This window comes from Phycicoccus sp. HDW14, assembly GCF_011383005.1.
Lineage (GTDB): Bacteria > Actinomycetota > Actinomycetes > Actinomycetales > Dermatophilaceae > Phycicoccus.
In genome coordinates, this window is record NZ_CP049935.1 from 2,359,730 (window position 1) to 2,374,475 (window position 14,746).

The window sequence follows — 14,746 nt, forward strand, 5'->3', positions numbered from 1 at the left end:
CACACTGCGCCGCCGCGGATCGCCAAGCTCTTCTGCGTCCTTCCGCCCAAATAGGGCTATCCTTCTGGCTGCTGCACACCGCCCAGATTCGGCCACTTGTAGGGCCCGACGGGCGAGCTTTGTTCTATTCGGGCTCTACCGAGTGACCTCGGCGAGCAGAGTGCCGCAGCATGCTCCCTAATCCCGAGACCGCGGATGGCGGACTGGTCTCTACGCTCGTGCGCGCGCGTGCGCTCCTAGAGTCACTTCCTTGATCAATCCCCTCACCCTCGCTGTGGCGACAACGAACTGTTCTTCGAATTCGTGGCTCGAAAGCGGCGCCGCCAACACCTTGGTGACTTCGACGGACGAGCCGACTCCCAGGAGACTAATGCGGCTCATCCCAATCGGGGTGTAGGAGTTGGGGTCTGAAGCCGCCGGTCTCGAGCAGGCTTCGGGCGATGTAGTTGGTCAGGTTGCGGAACCCGAGTGCGGAGCCGCGCAGGTGTTCGAGCCGTCCGTTGAGCGCCTCGGTCGGCCCGTTGCTGGTGCCGGGTCGTTCGAAGTAGGCGAGCACGTCAGCGGCTCGCTTCTTCAGGGTCCGGCCCAGGGTGGTGAGCTCGGTGAGCACCTTTGGGGACGCCGGCGCTGAGGTCGGTGATCAGCTTCTCCATGAGCTCGCGGCCACGTTGCCGGTCCTCGTGGCGATAGGCGGCGATCATGCGCTGGTAGACACCCCAGGTCGCCTCGACCTCGACGTGAGCGTCATCAACGAACAGCGCGCGTAGCCTGTCGCTCTGCTTGTCGGTGAGCAGGTCCGCGCCGGTGTGCAGCGTGCGCCGCGACTTGTAGAGCGGGTCGTCCCTGAACCCACGGTGCCCGTGGATCGCGAGTTGGACCCGGCGCCGGCACCTGTCGAGGGCGTCACCGGCCAGGCGCACGACGTGGAAGGGATCCATCACCGTGACCGCGTCCGGGATCTCCTCTGCAGCGGCGGTCTTGAACCCGGTGAAGCCGTCCATCGCGACCACCTCGACCGCGTCACGGAAGGCGTCGTCGCGGTCGGCGAGCCAGGTCTTGAACGCCGCCTTCGACCGGCCCTCGACCATGTCCAGCAGCCTTGCTGGGCCGGCGCCATCGCGGACCGGGGTGAGGTCGATGATCACGGTGACGTACTTGTCGCCACGCCTGGTGTGGCGCCAGACGTGCTCATCGACGCCAATGACCTTCACGCCCTCAAACCGCGTAGGGTCGTTGATCAGCAGCCGCTTGCCTTCAGCCAGGACCGCGTTGTTGGCGGTGTCCCACGCGACCCCGAGTCCCTCGGCGACACGGGCGACGGTGAGGTGTGCGACCACGATCCCTTCCAGCGCCCACCGCAGCCCGGTGCGCGAGAGCTTCGCGCGTGGCTCCGCCGCGGCGCTGGTGTCTTGGCGCCACACGTGTCCGCAGTCGGCACAGCGGTAGCGGCGCACTACAACTTCCAGCACGGTCGGTCGCCAGCCCAGCGGCTCGTGGGCCAACCGCCGGATCACGGTGTCACGAGCAGCGCCTTCGCTGCCGCACCGTCGGCACCACTGATCTGGTTCCACCACGTGGCACGCGAGGACCGCACGATCCGGTTCAAGTCGTTGTCCGGTCACGCTCAGACCGAGGCCGTCGAGTCGAGCGAAGGCGGTCAGGTCAGGGCGGCCGAAGCCGGCCGGCGGGGTAGCGTCGGACACGTCGAGGTCTTTCGGATGGATGGCGTAGGAACCTCCGTCGTCGGGAGACCTCGACGTCTATCTGCGGACCGACGCGCCCGGCCGACCTACACCCTCATCTGAGAAGACCCCTGAAACGTCTTCGACGACGACGGGACCGGCGAGGAGGAGGGCGCGGTGAGCTAAAGGAATGGAGCTTGCTCGGCTTCGACGCCGCCGCAAGCTCCGGTGAAACGGTCGGTACTGGTCGGTCGTCGTCGGTCACCACCGGATGGCGGCGTCCCCCACGCTCGGCGTTTGCGCAGGTCAACGGCTCGTTCGCCCAGTGGGCGCATCAAGCGATAGACGCAAAGCCGACGTGATTAGGTCGTCGGCTCGATTCCGCCAGGCGGCTCCGGCGAACAGCCCCTGACCTGCGGAAACGCAGGGCAGGGGCGGTTCGGTTCTGGTGGTCGCGCGATGCGCTGGCCTCACGGCTCTGCCCGACACCGACGTCGCTCTCCTCTGCGACGGACCCCTCGCCGGCTGAGCGCTCGCCGGCTGAGCGCTCGCGGCCGGCATCCTGTCCGTGTGCCGATAGGCCTCGCACCGCTCGGCAACGCAGCGTAGCGTTGCGTCGCGACCTGGCGACGGCTCGGCGGGGCGCGATCGTCTCGTGCGTTGGCGGACTACGGGAGCTTGGACGCGAGGACGTCGGCCGCCAGGATCTCGGGTGCTGCGCCGAGGAGGTGCTGGTTGGCCATCAGGGCTGCGACGATGGCGCCGTTGGCGTGGGCGTCGCGAGCGGCCTCGTCGGGGAATGCATCGAAGATCCAGAAGGTGTCGGCGTGGGTCCTGACCGCGAACCAGACAATCGTTCCTACTTCTTCGTTGGCGAGCGCGACAGCGCCGGCGAGCAGATCGGCGAGCGCGTCGTGCTGTCCATCGGCCGCGACGATCTTGGCGACGAAGGCATACGGAAGTGATGCGGGTGTGGACATGAGGGGTTCTCCTAGGTGTCGAGGTTTCTTGGTGAAGCGAGTTCAGCGTATGACGAGCAACGGCATGTGAGAAGTGGCGTATACGGCAGTATTGCTATTGTTCGCGCCATGCGTATCGGACTGATCGCGATCGACGGCTGCTTCGGTTCGGCTGTCGCGTCGGTCATCGACATCGTGCGGGTGGCCGACGGAGCCCGCGGCGATGTCGACCCGCGGATCGACCCGATCGAACTCGCCATCCTCGGACCGAAACGGAGAGTGACCACGACGGCATCGATGACCCTGTCGGTGGACCACCCGCTGTCGGAGTCCGCAGAGTTCGACGTGGTCGTCGTCCCTGCGCTTGGAACCCTCACGGCCGCCGCTACCAACGACGCCCTCCAGAGCCGAGATGCTCGTTCGGTCATCGCCTCGCTCGGGCGCCTCGACGACGCGACCACCCGGATCGCCGCGGCGTGCACCGGCGTGTTCGCTGTCGCCGAGACCGGACGGATGCATCATCGGCGGGCGACGACCAGCTGGTTCCTGGGGCCGGAGTTCCTGAAGCGCTATCCGACCGTCGCCCTCGATCTCGACACCATGGTCGTGGTCGACGGGAACCTCGTCACCGCCGGCGCCGCGTTCGCCCACATAGACCTCGCGCTCTCACTCGTGCGATCGATCAGCCCCGACCTGGCCCAACATGTCGCCAAGCTCCTCATCATCGACGAGCGTCCGTCGCAGGCGGCCTTCGTCGCCTACGAACATCTCCGGCACGAGGACCCGATCGTCGTCGAGTTCGAACGCTTCGTGCGCGCCCGCCTGGACGAACCGTTCAACGTCGCCTTCGTCGCGCAGTCGCTCGGCACCAGCCGGCGCACCCTCGAACGACGAGTCCGTGCGGCGCTCAACCTCACTCCGCTCGGCTTCGTCCAACGGCTTCGCATCGAACGAGCTCGGCACCTCTCAGCAACCACGGACCTTACCTCCGCCGAGATCGCGCTACGGGTCGGCTACGCGAACGCCGAGACTCTGCGCTCCCTCCTGCGTAGGGAGCGACGCCGTTCCTGACCTATCGCCATGCCTGTAGCCGGTGTCCTAGTGCTCGACTGGAACCACCTCTCAGCACGTCGCGTCGACGCTCCTGCGTCGCCCCTGGACGACCCACTCGACACGCCCGCAGCACAGGCCATGTGACGTGTCCCGGCTTCCCGGACGGTCGGGGTTGGGTGGCTGTGATGTCGCTGCGTTCTCGTCGAGGGGGTCAACATCGATCAGGGTCGATTGGGATGAGACGCGAAGGCGGTCAGGTCAGGGCGGCCGAAGCCGGCCGGCGGGGTAGCGTCGGACACGTCGAGGTCTTTCGGATGGATGGCGTAGGAACCTCCGTCGTCGGGAGACCTCGACGTCTATCTGCGGACCGACGCGCCCGGCCGACCTACACCCTCATCTGGGAAGAGCCACTAATGCTCGTTGGCCAGACCTTCGCGGTCGATTCAACCACGCGACTCATCCTCGTTCCATACACCTGGAGCGTGAAAGTGATCCGCCTCGTGACAGCCTCTGCGGTTAGCGACGAACGAAGAAACGAACTGAGATCTTCGATTTCGTCCTCAAGTTGGGGCGATAAGAATGCACCGGCCGCCCGGTCCATCAGTTGGTCCACAACGCTGAGGTAGTCACCAATCGCTTCAGTCCAGCGCGCTTCAGGCTGTGAGGTAGCGACGTCGGCAGACGCGCCACTCAGTTGAAATTGGCGGTAGCCGGACGCCAGTCGCGCCTGAGCCAAGTGGAGGGGGAGGTAGACGGCTTCCAAGTAGTCGCGGGCGTTGGACAGGAAGACTTCCTGCAGCTTTTGAGCATGCGTGATCTCAAGTTCTGTTATGCGCTTGTTGGCCACATACAGCGAGCCCAGAACGGTGATGACCACGCCCAGGAGAACTCCGGCGGCAGTGATACCAACCGTGACCCAGTTCGTCCCTGCAGAGGAAGCCTCCTCCGCTACCTTCCAAGTATTCATAGTTCATGCTCGCACTTCTTGCCCAGGGCCCAGCGCCACCGCGGGGGGTGTGTGGTCGCCGCGGGGCGTCGTTGAGAACAGCACTGCGATCCCAGTCGAGCCAAGCGGGCGATCCGCTCTGACACGGAGACAAGTCCTTCCGCCGCGAGGGGCAAGTTCGTCGGTGGCGTCGGTCGTGGGCTCGGCTCAAGCCCGGCGATGACCGGCCGTGACGTCGCCGCTGCACCCGCGCCCACGAAGAACCGCGGCGGACAGTCTGTCAGCCCGTGCCCAAGTACTTGTGTTCCATCTCGTCGAAATCGGGAATCGGCTTACCCTCCAGCCACTCCATGACGCCTTCTCGCAGCGCCAGCGCTCGCGGCGCGGAGTCAACCCTCGCGACGACCTCCCAGATCAGGCGTCGGGTTTCGCCGACGTCCCTCCGGCGTTTGACCTCGAGGTTGGCGGCCAGCGCGTCCACGTTGCGACTAACGAAGCCAGCCAGCTCTTGGCCTCGGTCTGAGGTGGACGCGACCGCCTCTGCCACAAGCAGGTCCGCGGACTCCTGCAGTGCGTACCAAGGCTGCGGGTCGGTCATCCCGCGATCGGAAGAAGCGATGAAGGCCATCCGCTGGGCCGTGGTCATGAAGTCGCCCGCACGGTCTCGGACTCGAGCCTCTCGCGCCATCGCTACCTCGTGCTCCCGTTGGCTCTGGCTGGCTCGAAGAGTCAGAAATCCACCAATGGCAGCACCCACGAGACCCGCCACGGCACTAATGACGTTCGACCACAGGTTCGCATCCATGCCCTCATCCTGCCGATCGCCTGCGGCGAGTTGACCTGTACGAGGCCACCCCGTGCCAACGGCAGCCCGGGCGAGTCGACGTGGGTAGAAGAGACGCGGCCGGCTCTGCAGGCGTTTCGACCCGCCTCTCCTCGCCGCGTGATATCCGGTGCTTCGTATGCTCAGAGCATGTCAACGGGGCCCGCCGAGCGAGCGGACGAGCAGACACCCGAAGCCGGCGCGGGCGGAGATCAACCCAACGAGCAGGCTACAGAGCTGGCTGAGTCGGACGACGACTTCGCGCTCGGCTCGCTGAACTTCGACGGCCTCTCTCCAACGGACTTTGAGGAGTTCTGTTTCGATCTCATGGCCGAGAGCGGCTTCTCCAATGTGGACTGGCGAAAGGGAACGCCCCTCCCTGCATCGCCCTCGGATCGAGGGCGGGACCTCGTAGCCCGCAGGACGCTGCGAGACCTCGACGGCCACGAATACGCGGAGACATGGTTCGTCGACTGCAAGCACTACGAGCGCGGGGTTCCGCCTGACGCCCTCCAGGGCACTTTGGCTTGGGCTACGGCCGAGCGCCCCGCCGTTGTGCTCTTTATCGCCTCCGGCTACCTCACCAACGGCGCCAAAGACTGGATCGAGGATTACCAGCGGACCAACCGACCGCCGTTTCGAATCCGGGTCTGGGAGAGGCCCCAGCTTCTCCGGCTCGTGGAGAAGAACCTCGACCTCGCCTTCCGCCACGACGTCGGCACGAGCACGCTGCGGCGGGTCTCCGAAATCCTCGAGGCTGAGTCGGAGCTGATGGATCGGCTCTGGTACGGGCGCAAACCTGCTGACGAGGAGGTGGATAAGCTCGCCTGGGCGGACGACATCAAGGCGGGGATGCTCGCGGCTAAGCGTCGCGTCGAGGAACAGTACGGCGTGGAGGAGCTTGCGAAGGACGTGGAGTCCGATTGGGCTTGGGGCTACCTCTCGGGACGCATCTCTGCGCTGCGCTGGGTCCTCGGCGACGAATGGCACATGCTGGACAGTTGAGGCACCATTCGGCCGAGGTACTGCGACCCCTAGTCGGGCCTTGCCTGCCAGGGATCGTGGCAATAGTCGAATGCGCCCTGCGCTCGAAGACCGAGGGCCCAAAAGTAGCGCGGTGCAACCTGCGTCACACCGCCGCGAGCCGGGCTACTTCTCTGGACTAAGTGGGCGCTTCCGTCGTCGTCCGCCGGTGTACGACGAGATGCCCGTGGGGAGGGTGGGATCCCACGCGGGGACGGCCTCCCCATGCTGCTGCTGTTGACCAGCGAGCCGGCGGAGGTCGTGCTTGAGCCCTGCCCACAGAGCGCCCAACCACATGACCGAAGTCTGGGGGTCGTCAACGTCCCACGGCAACCGATGGGAGCGTTCAAGGTCGGGCCCGCCCCGCATCGCCGCCCGTGGTTCGCCGCGCCCTTCCGCCTCTTAGGCAGACTTCACTCGCGCGTCACCCCGCCGGCGACGGCGGTCCACGCACCGAGCGACAACTGGGACACACGATGCGGTCCCGCGCGCCGGAGGCGCCCCGAAAACGGTTCGCCGGGCGACCCGTCCGGGCCGTAGCGTGGACGGCACCATGCCGACCCGACGACCACCGTGGCAGTACGGCGCGCGACCCGACGACGCGGCCCCGGCGGATGCCGACCGCCTCCTCGTGTGGCTCGCACGCCGGCAGTGGCGCACCCTCGTAGCCGGTGCCTGCTTCGGCATCCCGTGGATGCTCTCGATCGCCCTCGTCCCGGCGGCGATCGGACGGGCCGTCGACGACGGCATCGTCGCGCGCGACGGGCAGGCGCTCGTGCTCTGGTCGCTCGCCGTCGTCGGGCTCGGGCTGGTCTCGGCGGCCGCGGGCAACGGACGGCACTGGTTCGCGGTCAAGAACTGGCTGACCGCGGCCTTCCGCGCCGGGGTCGTCGCCGACCGCGCCGTCCGTCGGTCCGGCCCCGCCCTGACCCGGACGATGCCCGCCGGCGAGGTGCTGGCCAGCTTCACGAGCGACTTCGGCCGGATGGGCAACTCGTTCGACGTCCTCGCGCGGTTCATGGGCGCCGTCGTCTCGTTCGTCGTCGTCGGGGCCATCCTGCTGCGCGGCTCGCTGCTGCTCGGGCTGATCATGCTCGTCGGCGGCCCGCTGCTCGTCGCCTCGCTGGCCTTCGTCATGAAGCCGCTCCAGCGCCGCCAGAGCGCCCAGCGCGAGGAGGCCGGACGGCTCACCGCGCTCGGCGCCGACACCGTCGCCGGCCTGCGGGTGCTGCGTGGCATCGGCGGCGAGGACTCCTTCCTCGACCGCTACCGCGCGCAGAGCCAGACCGTCCGCCTCGCCGGGGTGCGGGTCGCCGGCACCCAGGCGACGCTCGACGCCGCGCAGGTCCTGCTGCCCGGGCTGTTCGTGCTCGTCGTCACTGCGGTCGGCGCCAACCTCGCCGTCGCCGGGGAGATCTCGCCCGGCGAGCTCGTCGCCTACTACGGCTACACGGCCTTCCTCACCATCCCGCTCCAGACCGCCGTCGAGATGGCCGACAAGCTCATCACCACCCGGGTGGCCGCCCGCCGCATCGCGCGCATCCTCGCGACCGACCCGGACCACCCCGACCTGCCCGCCCTCGGCTGGACCCCGCCGGACGCCGCCCTCGTCGACCCGACCTCCGGTGTCACCGTGGAGCCCGGAGTCCTCACCGCACTGGTCAGCGGCCGGCCCGAGGAGACCGCCGAGGTCGCCGCGCGCCTGGGCCGCACGGCCCGCGGTCGGCACGGCGTCACGTGGGGCGATACCGCCCTCGACGACCTGCCGCTCGCCGACGTCCGCGCGCGGATCCTCGTCTCGCAGGCCGACCCCCGCCTCTTCAGCGGGCTGCTGCGCGAGGAGCTCGCCGGCCCCGATGACGACGCGCGCCTCGCCGCGGTCGCCGTGGCCGACGCCGACGACGCCCTCGCCGCCGTCGACGAGGGGCTCGACGGGGAGGTCGAGGAGCGTGGCCGCTCGCTCTCCGGCGGCCAGCGCCAGCGCCTCGTCCTGGCCCGCGCCCTCCTGCGCGACCCCGACGTGCTCGTCCTCGTCGAGCCCACGAGCGCGGTCGACGCGCACACCGAGGCGCGCATCGCCGGCCGGCTCGCCGAGCACCGCAAGGGCCGCACGACGGTCGTCGTCACGGCCAGCCCGCTGCTCCTCGACCACGCCGACGTGGTCCACCTCGTCGAGGACGGACGGGTCGTCGCCACCGGCACCCACCGCGAGCTCTCGCGCAGCCACCCGGCCTACCGCGACGTCGTCGTGCGCGGGAGGAGGACTGATGAGCCCCCTCGCCCTGCGCACCGACCACGCCCGCCGGACGCTGCCCATCGCCCCCGGGAAGGTGGTCCGCGAGCACGTCGGCGTCCTCCTGCGCGAGCACCGGCGGCCGCTGCTCGTCGTCCTCCTGTGGCACCTCGTCGCGGCCGTCGTCGGGCTCACCGGCCCGTGGGTCATCGGCCAGGTCGTCGGCCTGGTGACGACCGGACGCGCGGCCATCACCGACGTCGGGGTGCTCGTCGGGCTGCTCGCGGCGGCCGTCGTCGCCGAGACGGCCGCCACCTGGGTCGCCCGGCGCAGCTCGTTCGTGCTGTCAGAACGGATCTTCGCTCAGCTGCGCGAGGGCTTCGTCGCGTCGGCCGTGCGGCTGCCGCTGTCGACCGTCGAGCGCGCCGGCACCGGTGACCTGCTGGCCCGCACGACCAACGACATCGACGCCATCAGCTACGTCATCCGCTTCGGCATCCCGACCATCGTCGTGTCGATCACGACCGTGCTCGTCACCGGCGTCGCGACCGTGCTGGCCTCGCCGCTGGCCGCGCTGCCGCTGCTGCTCACGCCGCTCGTGTGGTTCCTGCCGACCCGCCGCTACCTGCGCCTCGCCGGCCCCGGCTACCTCTGGGAGCACGCCACCTACGCGCGGCTCAACGGCGTCGCCGCCGAGACCGTCGAGGGGGCCTCGACCGTCGACGCGCTCGGGCTCTCCGACGAGCGCGGCGTCCGGTTCGCCGAGGCCATCCGCGAGAGCCACGACGCCGAGCGCTACACGGTCGGGCTGCGGCTGCGCTGGTTCCCCTGGCTCGAGGTCGGGTTCTTCGCGCCGATCGCCGGCGCCCTCCTCTGGGGCGGCTGGCTGGCCTGGGACGGCGTCGTCCCCGTCGCGACGGCCACCGCGGTCGTCCTCTACGTCCAGCGCCTGCTCGACCCCCTCGGCGAGCTCGTCGGGATGCTCGACGAGATCCAGTTCGCCGCCACCTCGATGTCCCGCATCCTCGGGGTCGGCGAGGTGCCCCCGGACCGCGTCGCCACGGGCGCGACACCCGCCGGCGACCGGCTCGCCGTCGAGCACGTCCGCTACGCCTACCGCGAGGGCCAGGACGTCCTCCACGGCGTCTCGCTCGACCTGCAGCCCGGCGAGCGCCTCGCCGTCGTGGGACCTTCGGGCGCCGGCAAGTCGACCCTCGGGCGGCTGATGGCCGGGGTCGACGGCCCGCGCACCGGACGCATCACGGTCGGCGGCGTGCCGCTGGTCGACCTCGAGCTCGACGAGCTGCGCGGCCAGGTCGCCCTCGTCACCCAGGAGCACCACGTGTTCGTCGGGACGCTGGCCGACAACCTCCGCCTGCCACGCCCGTCCGCGACCGACGAGGACCTGCTCACCGCGCTCGACGCCGTCGACGCCCTCGACTGGGCCACCGCCCTCCCCGAGGGCCTGGCCACCGTCGTCGGGTCCGGCGGGCACGAGCTGACCGAGGCCCAGGCCCAGCAGCTGGCGCTGGCCCGGCTCGTCCTCGCCGACCCGCACACCCTGGTCCTCGACGAGGCGACCTCGCTCCTCGACCCCCGCGCCGCGCGCCACCTCGAGCGCTCGCTCGGTGCGGTGCTCACCGGGCGCACGGTGGTGGCCATCGCGCACCGGCTGCACACCGCACACGACGCCGACCGGGTGGCCGTCGTCGAGGGCGGACGGGTCGCCGAGCTGGGGTCGCACGACGCGCTGATCGCCGAGGACGGTTCGTACGCGGCGCTCTGGCGGTCCTGGCGCGACGAGGCGTGAGGCCCCCGAGGCCGGGTCAGTCGTCGGCGCGGGCCGGCTCGCGGTCGGCGCCGGGGTGGAACGGCTCGTCCGCCGACGCCCCGTCGGCCCCGGCACGCCGCTCGCGCAGTCGCCGGACGACGAGCCACACGAGGACGATGCCGCACACGACGACCACCCCCCGGCTCACCGGCCCCATGTACTGCTCGACGAGCTCGTAGTCCTCGCGCAGCCGGTACCCGAGCCAGATGAACGCCGCGTTCCAGATGCCGCTGCCCAGCGCCGTCAGCGCGAGGAAGCGCGGCACGGGCATCCGGTCCATCCCGGCCGGCACCGAGACGATGGAGCGGATGAGCGGCACGAACCGCCCGACGAGCACGACGACCGAGCCGTGCCGGTCGAAGAAGCGGAAGCCGCGGTCGAGGTCCCGCTGGCCGAAGAGCACGAACCACCGCTTGCCGGCCAGGTGGTGCAGGCGCTCGTAGCTGAGGGCGTGGCCGAACCAGTAGAGGAGACCGGCGCCCAGCAGCGAGCCGATCGTCGCGCAGGCCCACGCGAGCGGTGCGTTGAGCCGGCCGTCGGCGGCGGCGAAGCCCGCGAACGGGAGGATCACCTCGGACGGGATGGGCGGCAGCACGGTCTCGAGGGCGATGAGCCCGCCGACCCCGACCTCGCCGACGGAGTCGATGACGTCGACGACGGGCCCGGTGATGCTCTGCATCCCCGAACGCTACGGGACGGCGGCCGGTGTGCCGGAACTCAGCCCGTGACGAGGCGGATGGTGACGTCGGCCGGCCGACCCTCGGTGAGGCCCTCCTTGGCGCGCACGGCCTTCTTGACCGGCAGCACGTAGGCGGCCTCCTCGGTGGACGGGAAGAGGCTGGTGCGCCAGACCGACTCCCCGACGGTGACCTCGACGCGCACCGACCCGAAGCCGCCCGTGGCGTCGCCGACCGCCTCGTCGACCTCGTCGCTGACGTCCTGCGGCACGGTGACGAAGTGCCACGACCCCTCGCGCCAGCGCCACAGCGGCACGGTGAAGCGCCAGGAGTGCCCGTTGCCGCCGTCCATCCGGCCATGGTGGCACCGACTCCCGACACCGACCGGACGCGCGGACGCCCGGTGACCCTCGAGGGGCCACCGGGCGTCACGGCGTCAGGCCGCTCCGGGCTCAGCGCACGACGCGCACCTTGAGCACCGTGAGGGTGCTCCCCCGGCGGACGCCGAGGTTCCACATCCCGGTCCGCATCGACGGGCCCATCGTGACCCCGCTGGCCCAGCGGTCCTTGCCGGTGCGGACGAACCAGTTGTCCTCGCCCTTCGGCGCACGCGGGGCGTAGGCGGCGTCGACGTAGCGCGGACGCACCTTCCCGGCGGCGAGGAGCGTGTAGGCGCGGCCCTGGCGCACCGTCCAGACGCCGTTCTTCCAGCGCGCCCCGGCGATGGTCACGTCGGTGACGTGGACCTTCACCGACGCGGTCCGCACGTTCCCGGCCCGGTCGGTGACCGTCGCCGTGATCTTCTCGGTGCTGCCGGACCGCGTGCGGGTCAGGCGGCAGGAGGCGACCCCGGACAGGGCGTCCGACCCGGCGCACCGGGCGGCGGCCGTCGACGCGAAGTACAGCGCGCCGGCGCGGACCCCGGTGACGCGGGCCGTGGGGGCGGTCCGGTCGATGGAGATGCCGGAGACGGCCGCCGTGGCGACGCCGCCGTCGGTGGCCGAGACGGTGCGGACGACCGACTGCGCGGCGCCGTTCCGGCTCAGGGTGACCGGCGACGGGCAGGGCGCCGTCAGCGGAGCCCCGTTCGTGGTGCACCGGAAGGTGACGGTGACCGCGCTGCGGTACCAGCCGGCCTTGGAGCGCGGCGATGCGCTCGTCACCGTCGCGGTGACCGTCGGGTTGTCGCGCGCCGTCGAGCCCGCGGACCCGAGCAGGCCGGCGTCGCCCGAGTAGGTCGCCGAGACGTTGCGGCGACGGTCGGTCGGCGTGGTGTGGGCCAGGGTGGCGACCCCGTCGACGACGGGTGCCGTGCCGACGACCGACCCGTCGACCGAGAACGACACGGTGCCCGTGACGTCCGCGCGGCCGGGAGCGGTGACGACGACGCTCGCCGTCAGCGTCGACGGGGCGACCGAGACCGCGGTGGTCGTGGCGGCCTTGTCCACCGAGACGGTCTGCGGCGCAGCGGTGCTGGCGCCGTACATCGCGGTGTCGGTCGGGGCGAACGTCGCCGAGACCGTGTGGGCTCCGACCGGGAGGTCCGCGCCGGAGGGTGTGGTCACCGGGAGAGTGGCGGTCCCGTTGTCGCCCACCGCGACCGGCGAGCCCACGGCCTGCCCGTCGACGAGGAGCCCGACGGTGCCGGGGACACCGTCGGCGACGCTCACGGTGGCGGTCACCGGCTCACCGCGGACGCTGGCGGTGCTGCTCGGGGCGACGGAGACGGCGGTGACGACCTTCTCGACCGTGACGGTCTGGCTGACCGGGGCGGCCGGGGCCCGGGTGGCGTCGCCGTCCTGGGTGGCGGTGAGGACGCAGCTGCCGGCGCCGGTGAAGCGGACGACGTCGCCGTCGACCTCGCACGCGCCCTCGGTGGAGGTGCCGTCGACGGACACGGTGACGGGCGACTCGGCGCCGCCCCCGGTCACGTCGATGGGCTGGCTGGTCCCGATCGTCGCCGGCGAGGCGAGCGGAGCGAAGGTGAGCTCCTGCACGGCACGCAGGACGAGGTCGTGACGGGCGGCGGCGGGGTTGCCGTCGGCCGAGGAGACCTTGGCGCCCACGGTGGCCGTCCCCGTGGTGTCACCGGTCGCGGTGAGCGGCAGCGAGATCGGGGGCAGGTCGGACCCCGCGAGCCACGGGCCGGACCCGGTGGTCGTGCACGTCACCACCTGGGCGGCGACGGCACAGTCGTAGCCGGGGGCGACCGGCGTGCCGACCGAGAGACCCGCGGGAACGGTCGTGGTGACGACGGCCGGGCGGGACTCGTCCCCACCGGCAGCGTCGAGGGTCGGGGTCACGGTGACGGTGGCCGTGGCACCGGGGTCGACGACACCGTCGCCGTCGTCGGTCACGGACACCCCGAAGACGGGGAGCGCACCGGTGAGGGTCGTGGCGCGGACGTTGCCGACCGCGTGGTTCTCGGCGAGCGAGCCCGTCGACCCGGACCAGCCGAAGCTCAGCTGGTAGGGCACACCGGTCTCCGGGTCCACCCACGACGACGGGATCTGCGCGGCCTCGAGCGCGGCGGCCCCCGGGAGGGCACCGGTCATCACCTGGCGCTGGGCGCCGTAGGCGGTCCAGGCGACGAGCCACGAGCGCGCGGGCACCTCGTCGCCCGCGCGGTTGGTCGTCGCGGTGGTCCCCGGGTTCACCGACACGACGACGGGCACCGGCGCGGGCCGGCTCCAGCTCCACTGCTGGTCCAGGGTCCCGGCGCTCTGCTGCGACCCGAGGACGCAGTACCCGGCGCTCCCGTGGCCGGGACCGCGGACACTGACGGTCTGCTGCATGCCCGGGTTCCACGCGCACTGGCTGCTTCCGGGGGCGCCGTAGGAGAAGCCGCCGTAGACGTCGAGGCCCACGCCGAGGTAGCCGTGCGGGAGGCCGTCCAGTCCCGGCGACCCGACGTAGCCGAGCGCACCACCCGCAGGGCCGGCGTGCGCGGGCGCCTCGGGTGCGGACGGGTCGGTCGCGGCGAGGGCGAAGCTCAGGCCGTCTGCGGGGTCGGACCACCCGGCCCACTGGTAGCTGTCGAACGAGACGTCGATCCCCTGCGCGGAGGGCAGCGAGGAGTCGAAGAAGACCGTGCCGACCTGGCCGCCCCCGGTGGAGGTCAGGCGGAGGACGCCGGACCCCGGGGCGTCGCCCCCGCAGCCGGGGATCGGCACCTGGGTCCAGTCGTCCGAACCGGTCAGGCACGCCGTGTTCCCCCCGGGCGAGGGGCGGAACCACGTCGGCGAGGTCGTCGAGGCGCCGGCGAAGGTCTCCGCGAAGAGGGTCGTCGTCTGCGGCGGGAGCGGCTCGGCCTCGACGCGCGAGGCGCCGAGCACGGTGCCGACGGCGGCGGTGGCCAGCACCGCGACGGCGGCGACCACCCGCCTCGACGAGGCGGCACGGGGCGCCGCGGTGTCTCGGGGACGCAGGGGGGCGGGGAACGGCACGAACGGCCTCTTTCGACGGTGGTGGAACGCTCTGGAGCCGTCACCGTAGGCAGCCCTCAGCCGCATCACCGCA

Annotated in this window: 9 protein-coding genes and 2 pseudogenes; 4 read left to right on the forward strand and 7 right to left on the reverse strand. The window is 70.9% G+C overall.

The window, feature by feature from the left end; genetic code table 11:
* Positions 1-367: 367 nt before the first annotated feature.
* Both G7075_RS11550 and G7075_RS11555 read right to left on the reverse strand, forming a co-directional pair.
* A pseudogene (locus G7075_RS11550) lies at positions 368-1,703 on the reverse strand (ISL3-like element ISPfr2 family transposase).
* Positions 1,704-2,350: 647 nt separating this feature from the next.
* Entirely contained in the window at positions 2,351-2,662 is a 312-nt protein-coding gene (locus tag G7075_RS11555) for a putative quinol monooxygenase (protein ID WP_003941073.1), read from the reverse strand.
* Between the two features lie 108 nt (positions 2,663-2,770).
* On the opposite strand from G7075_RS11555, the gene G7075_RS11560 reads away from it, so the two are divergent.
* Positions 2,771-3,712, forward strand: a complete 942-nt coding sequence (locus tag G7075_RS11560) for a GlxA family transcriptional regulator (RefSeq protein WP_003941078.1) — start codon at positions 2,771-2,773, stop codon at positions 3,710-3,712.
* A gap of 367 nt (positions 3,713-4,079) precedes the next feature.
* Here G7075_RS11560 and G7075_RS11565 read toward each other — a convergent pair whose 3' ends face one another.
* Both G7075_RS11565 and G7075_RS11570 read right to left on the reverse strand, forming a co-directional pair.
* Positions 4,080-4,571, reverse strand: a complete 492-nt coding sequence (locus G7075_RS11565; RefSeq protein WP_166121938.1) for a hypothetical protein — start codon at positions 4,569-4,571, stop codon at positions 4,080-4,082.
* 349 nt (positions 4,572-4,920) lie between these two features.
* The gene (locus G7075_RS11570; protein WP_166121940.1) at positions 4,921-5,445 is read right to left on the reverse strand and encodes a hypothetical protein; all 525 of its coding nucleotides are present in this window, start codon (positions 5,443-5,445) and stop codon (positions 4,921-4,923) included.
* A 168-nt stretch (positions 5,446-5,613) separates the two neighbouring features.
* On the opposite strand from G7075_RS11570, the gene G7075_RS11575 reads away from it, so the two are divergent.
* From G7075_RS11575 to G7075_RS11585, 3 genes and pseudogenes are all read left to right on the forward strand, one after another.
* Positions 5,614-6,468, forward strand: a complete 855-nt coding sequence (locus G7075_RS11575; RefSeq protein ID WP_205860485.1) for a restriction endonuclease — start codon at positions 5,614-5,616, stop codon at positions 6,466-6,468.
* 712 nt (positions 6,469-7,180) lie between these two features.
* Positions 7,181-8,473 (forward strand): annotated as a pseudogene (locus tag G7075_RS11580) (ABC transporter transmembrane domain-containing protein); the annotation flags it as partial.
* A gap of 280 nt (positions 8,474-8,753) precedes the next feature.
* The gene (locus G7075_RS11585) at positions 8,754-10,529 is read left to right on the forward strand and encodes an ABC transporter ATP-binding protein (protein ID WP_166121942.1); all 1,776 of its coding nucleotides are present in this window, start codon (positions 8,754-8,756) and stop codon (positions 10,527-10,529) included.
* Between the two features lie 16 nt (positions 10,530-10,545).
* Here G7075_RS11585 and G7075_RS11590 read toward each other — a convergent pair whose 3' ends face one another.
* The 3 genes from G7075_RS11590 to G7075_RS11600 form a co-directional block, all read right to left on the reverse strand.
* On the reverse strand, positions 10,546-11,229 hold the full coding sequence (locus tag G7075_RS11590; RefSeq protein ID WP_166121944.1) for a DedA family protein: 684 nt from the start codon (positions 11,227-11,229) through the stop codon (positions 10,546-10,548).
* Positions 11,230-11,267: 38 nt separating this feature from the next.
* Positions 11,268-11,579, reverse strand: a complete 312-nt coding sequence (locus tag G7075_RS11595) for a DUF1905 domain-containing protein (RefSeq protein ID WP_166121946.1) — start codon at positions 11,577-11,579, stop codon at positions 11,268-11,270.
* 100 nt (positions 11,580-11,679) lie between these two features.
* Positions 11,680-14,673: an Ig-like domain repeat protein gene (locus tag G7075_RS11600; protein WP_166121948.1), complete on the reverse strand. Its 2,994-nt coding sequence runs from the start codon at positions 14,671-14,673 to the stop codon at positions 11,680-11,682.
* Positions 14,674-14,746 lie beyond the last annotated feature (73 nt).

Coding starts and splice junctions, on each gene's coding strand:
- G7075_RS11560 (WP_003941078.1), top strand. CDS start 2,771: ATGCGTATCGGACTGATCGCGATCGACGGCTGCTTCGGTTCGGCTGTC.
- G7075_RS11595 (WP_166121946.1), bottom strand. CDS start 11,579: ATGGACGGCGGCAACGGGCACTCCTGGCGCTTCACCGTGCCGCTGTGG.
- G7075_RS11585 (WP_166121942.1), top strand. CDS start 8,754: ATGAGCCCCCTCGCCCTGCGCACCGACCACGCCCGCCGGACGCTGCCC.
- G7075_RS11570 (WP_166121940.1), bottom strand. CDS start 5,445: ATGGATGCGAACCTGTGGTCGAACGTCATTAGTGCCGTGGCGGGTCTC.
- G7075_RS11590 (WP_166121944.1), bottom strand. CDS start 11,229: ATGCAGAGCATCACCGGGCCCGTCGTCGACGTCATCGACTCCGTCGGC.
- G7075_RS11575 (WP_205860485.1), top strand. CDS start 5,614: ATGTCAACGGGGCCCGCCGAGCGAGCGGACGAGCAGACACCCGAAGCC.
- G7075_RS11555 (WP_003941073.1), bottom strand. CDS start 2,662: ATGTCCACACCCGCATCACTTCCGTATGCCTTCGTCGCCAAGATCGTC.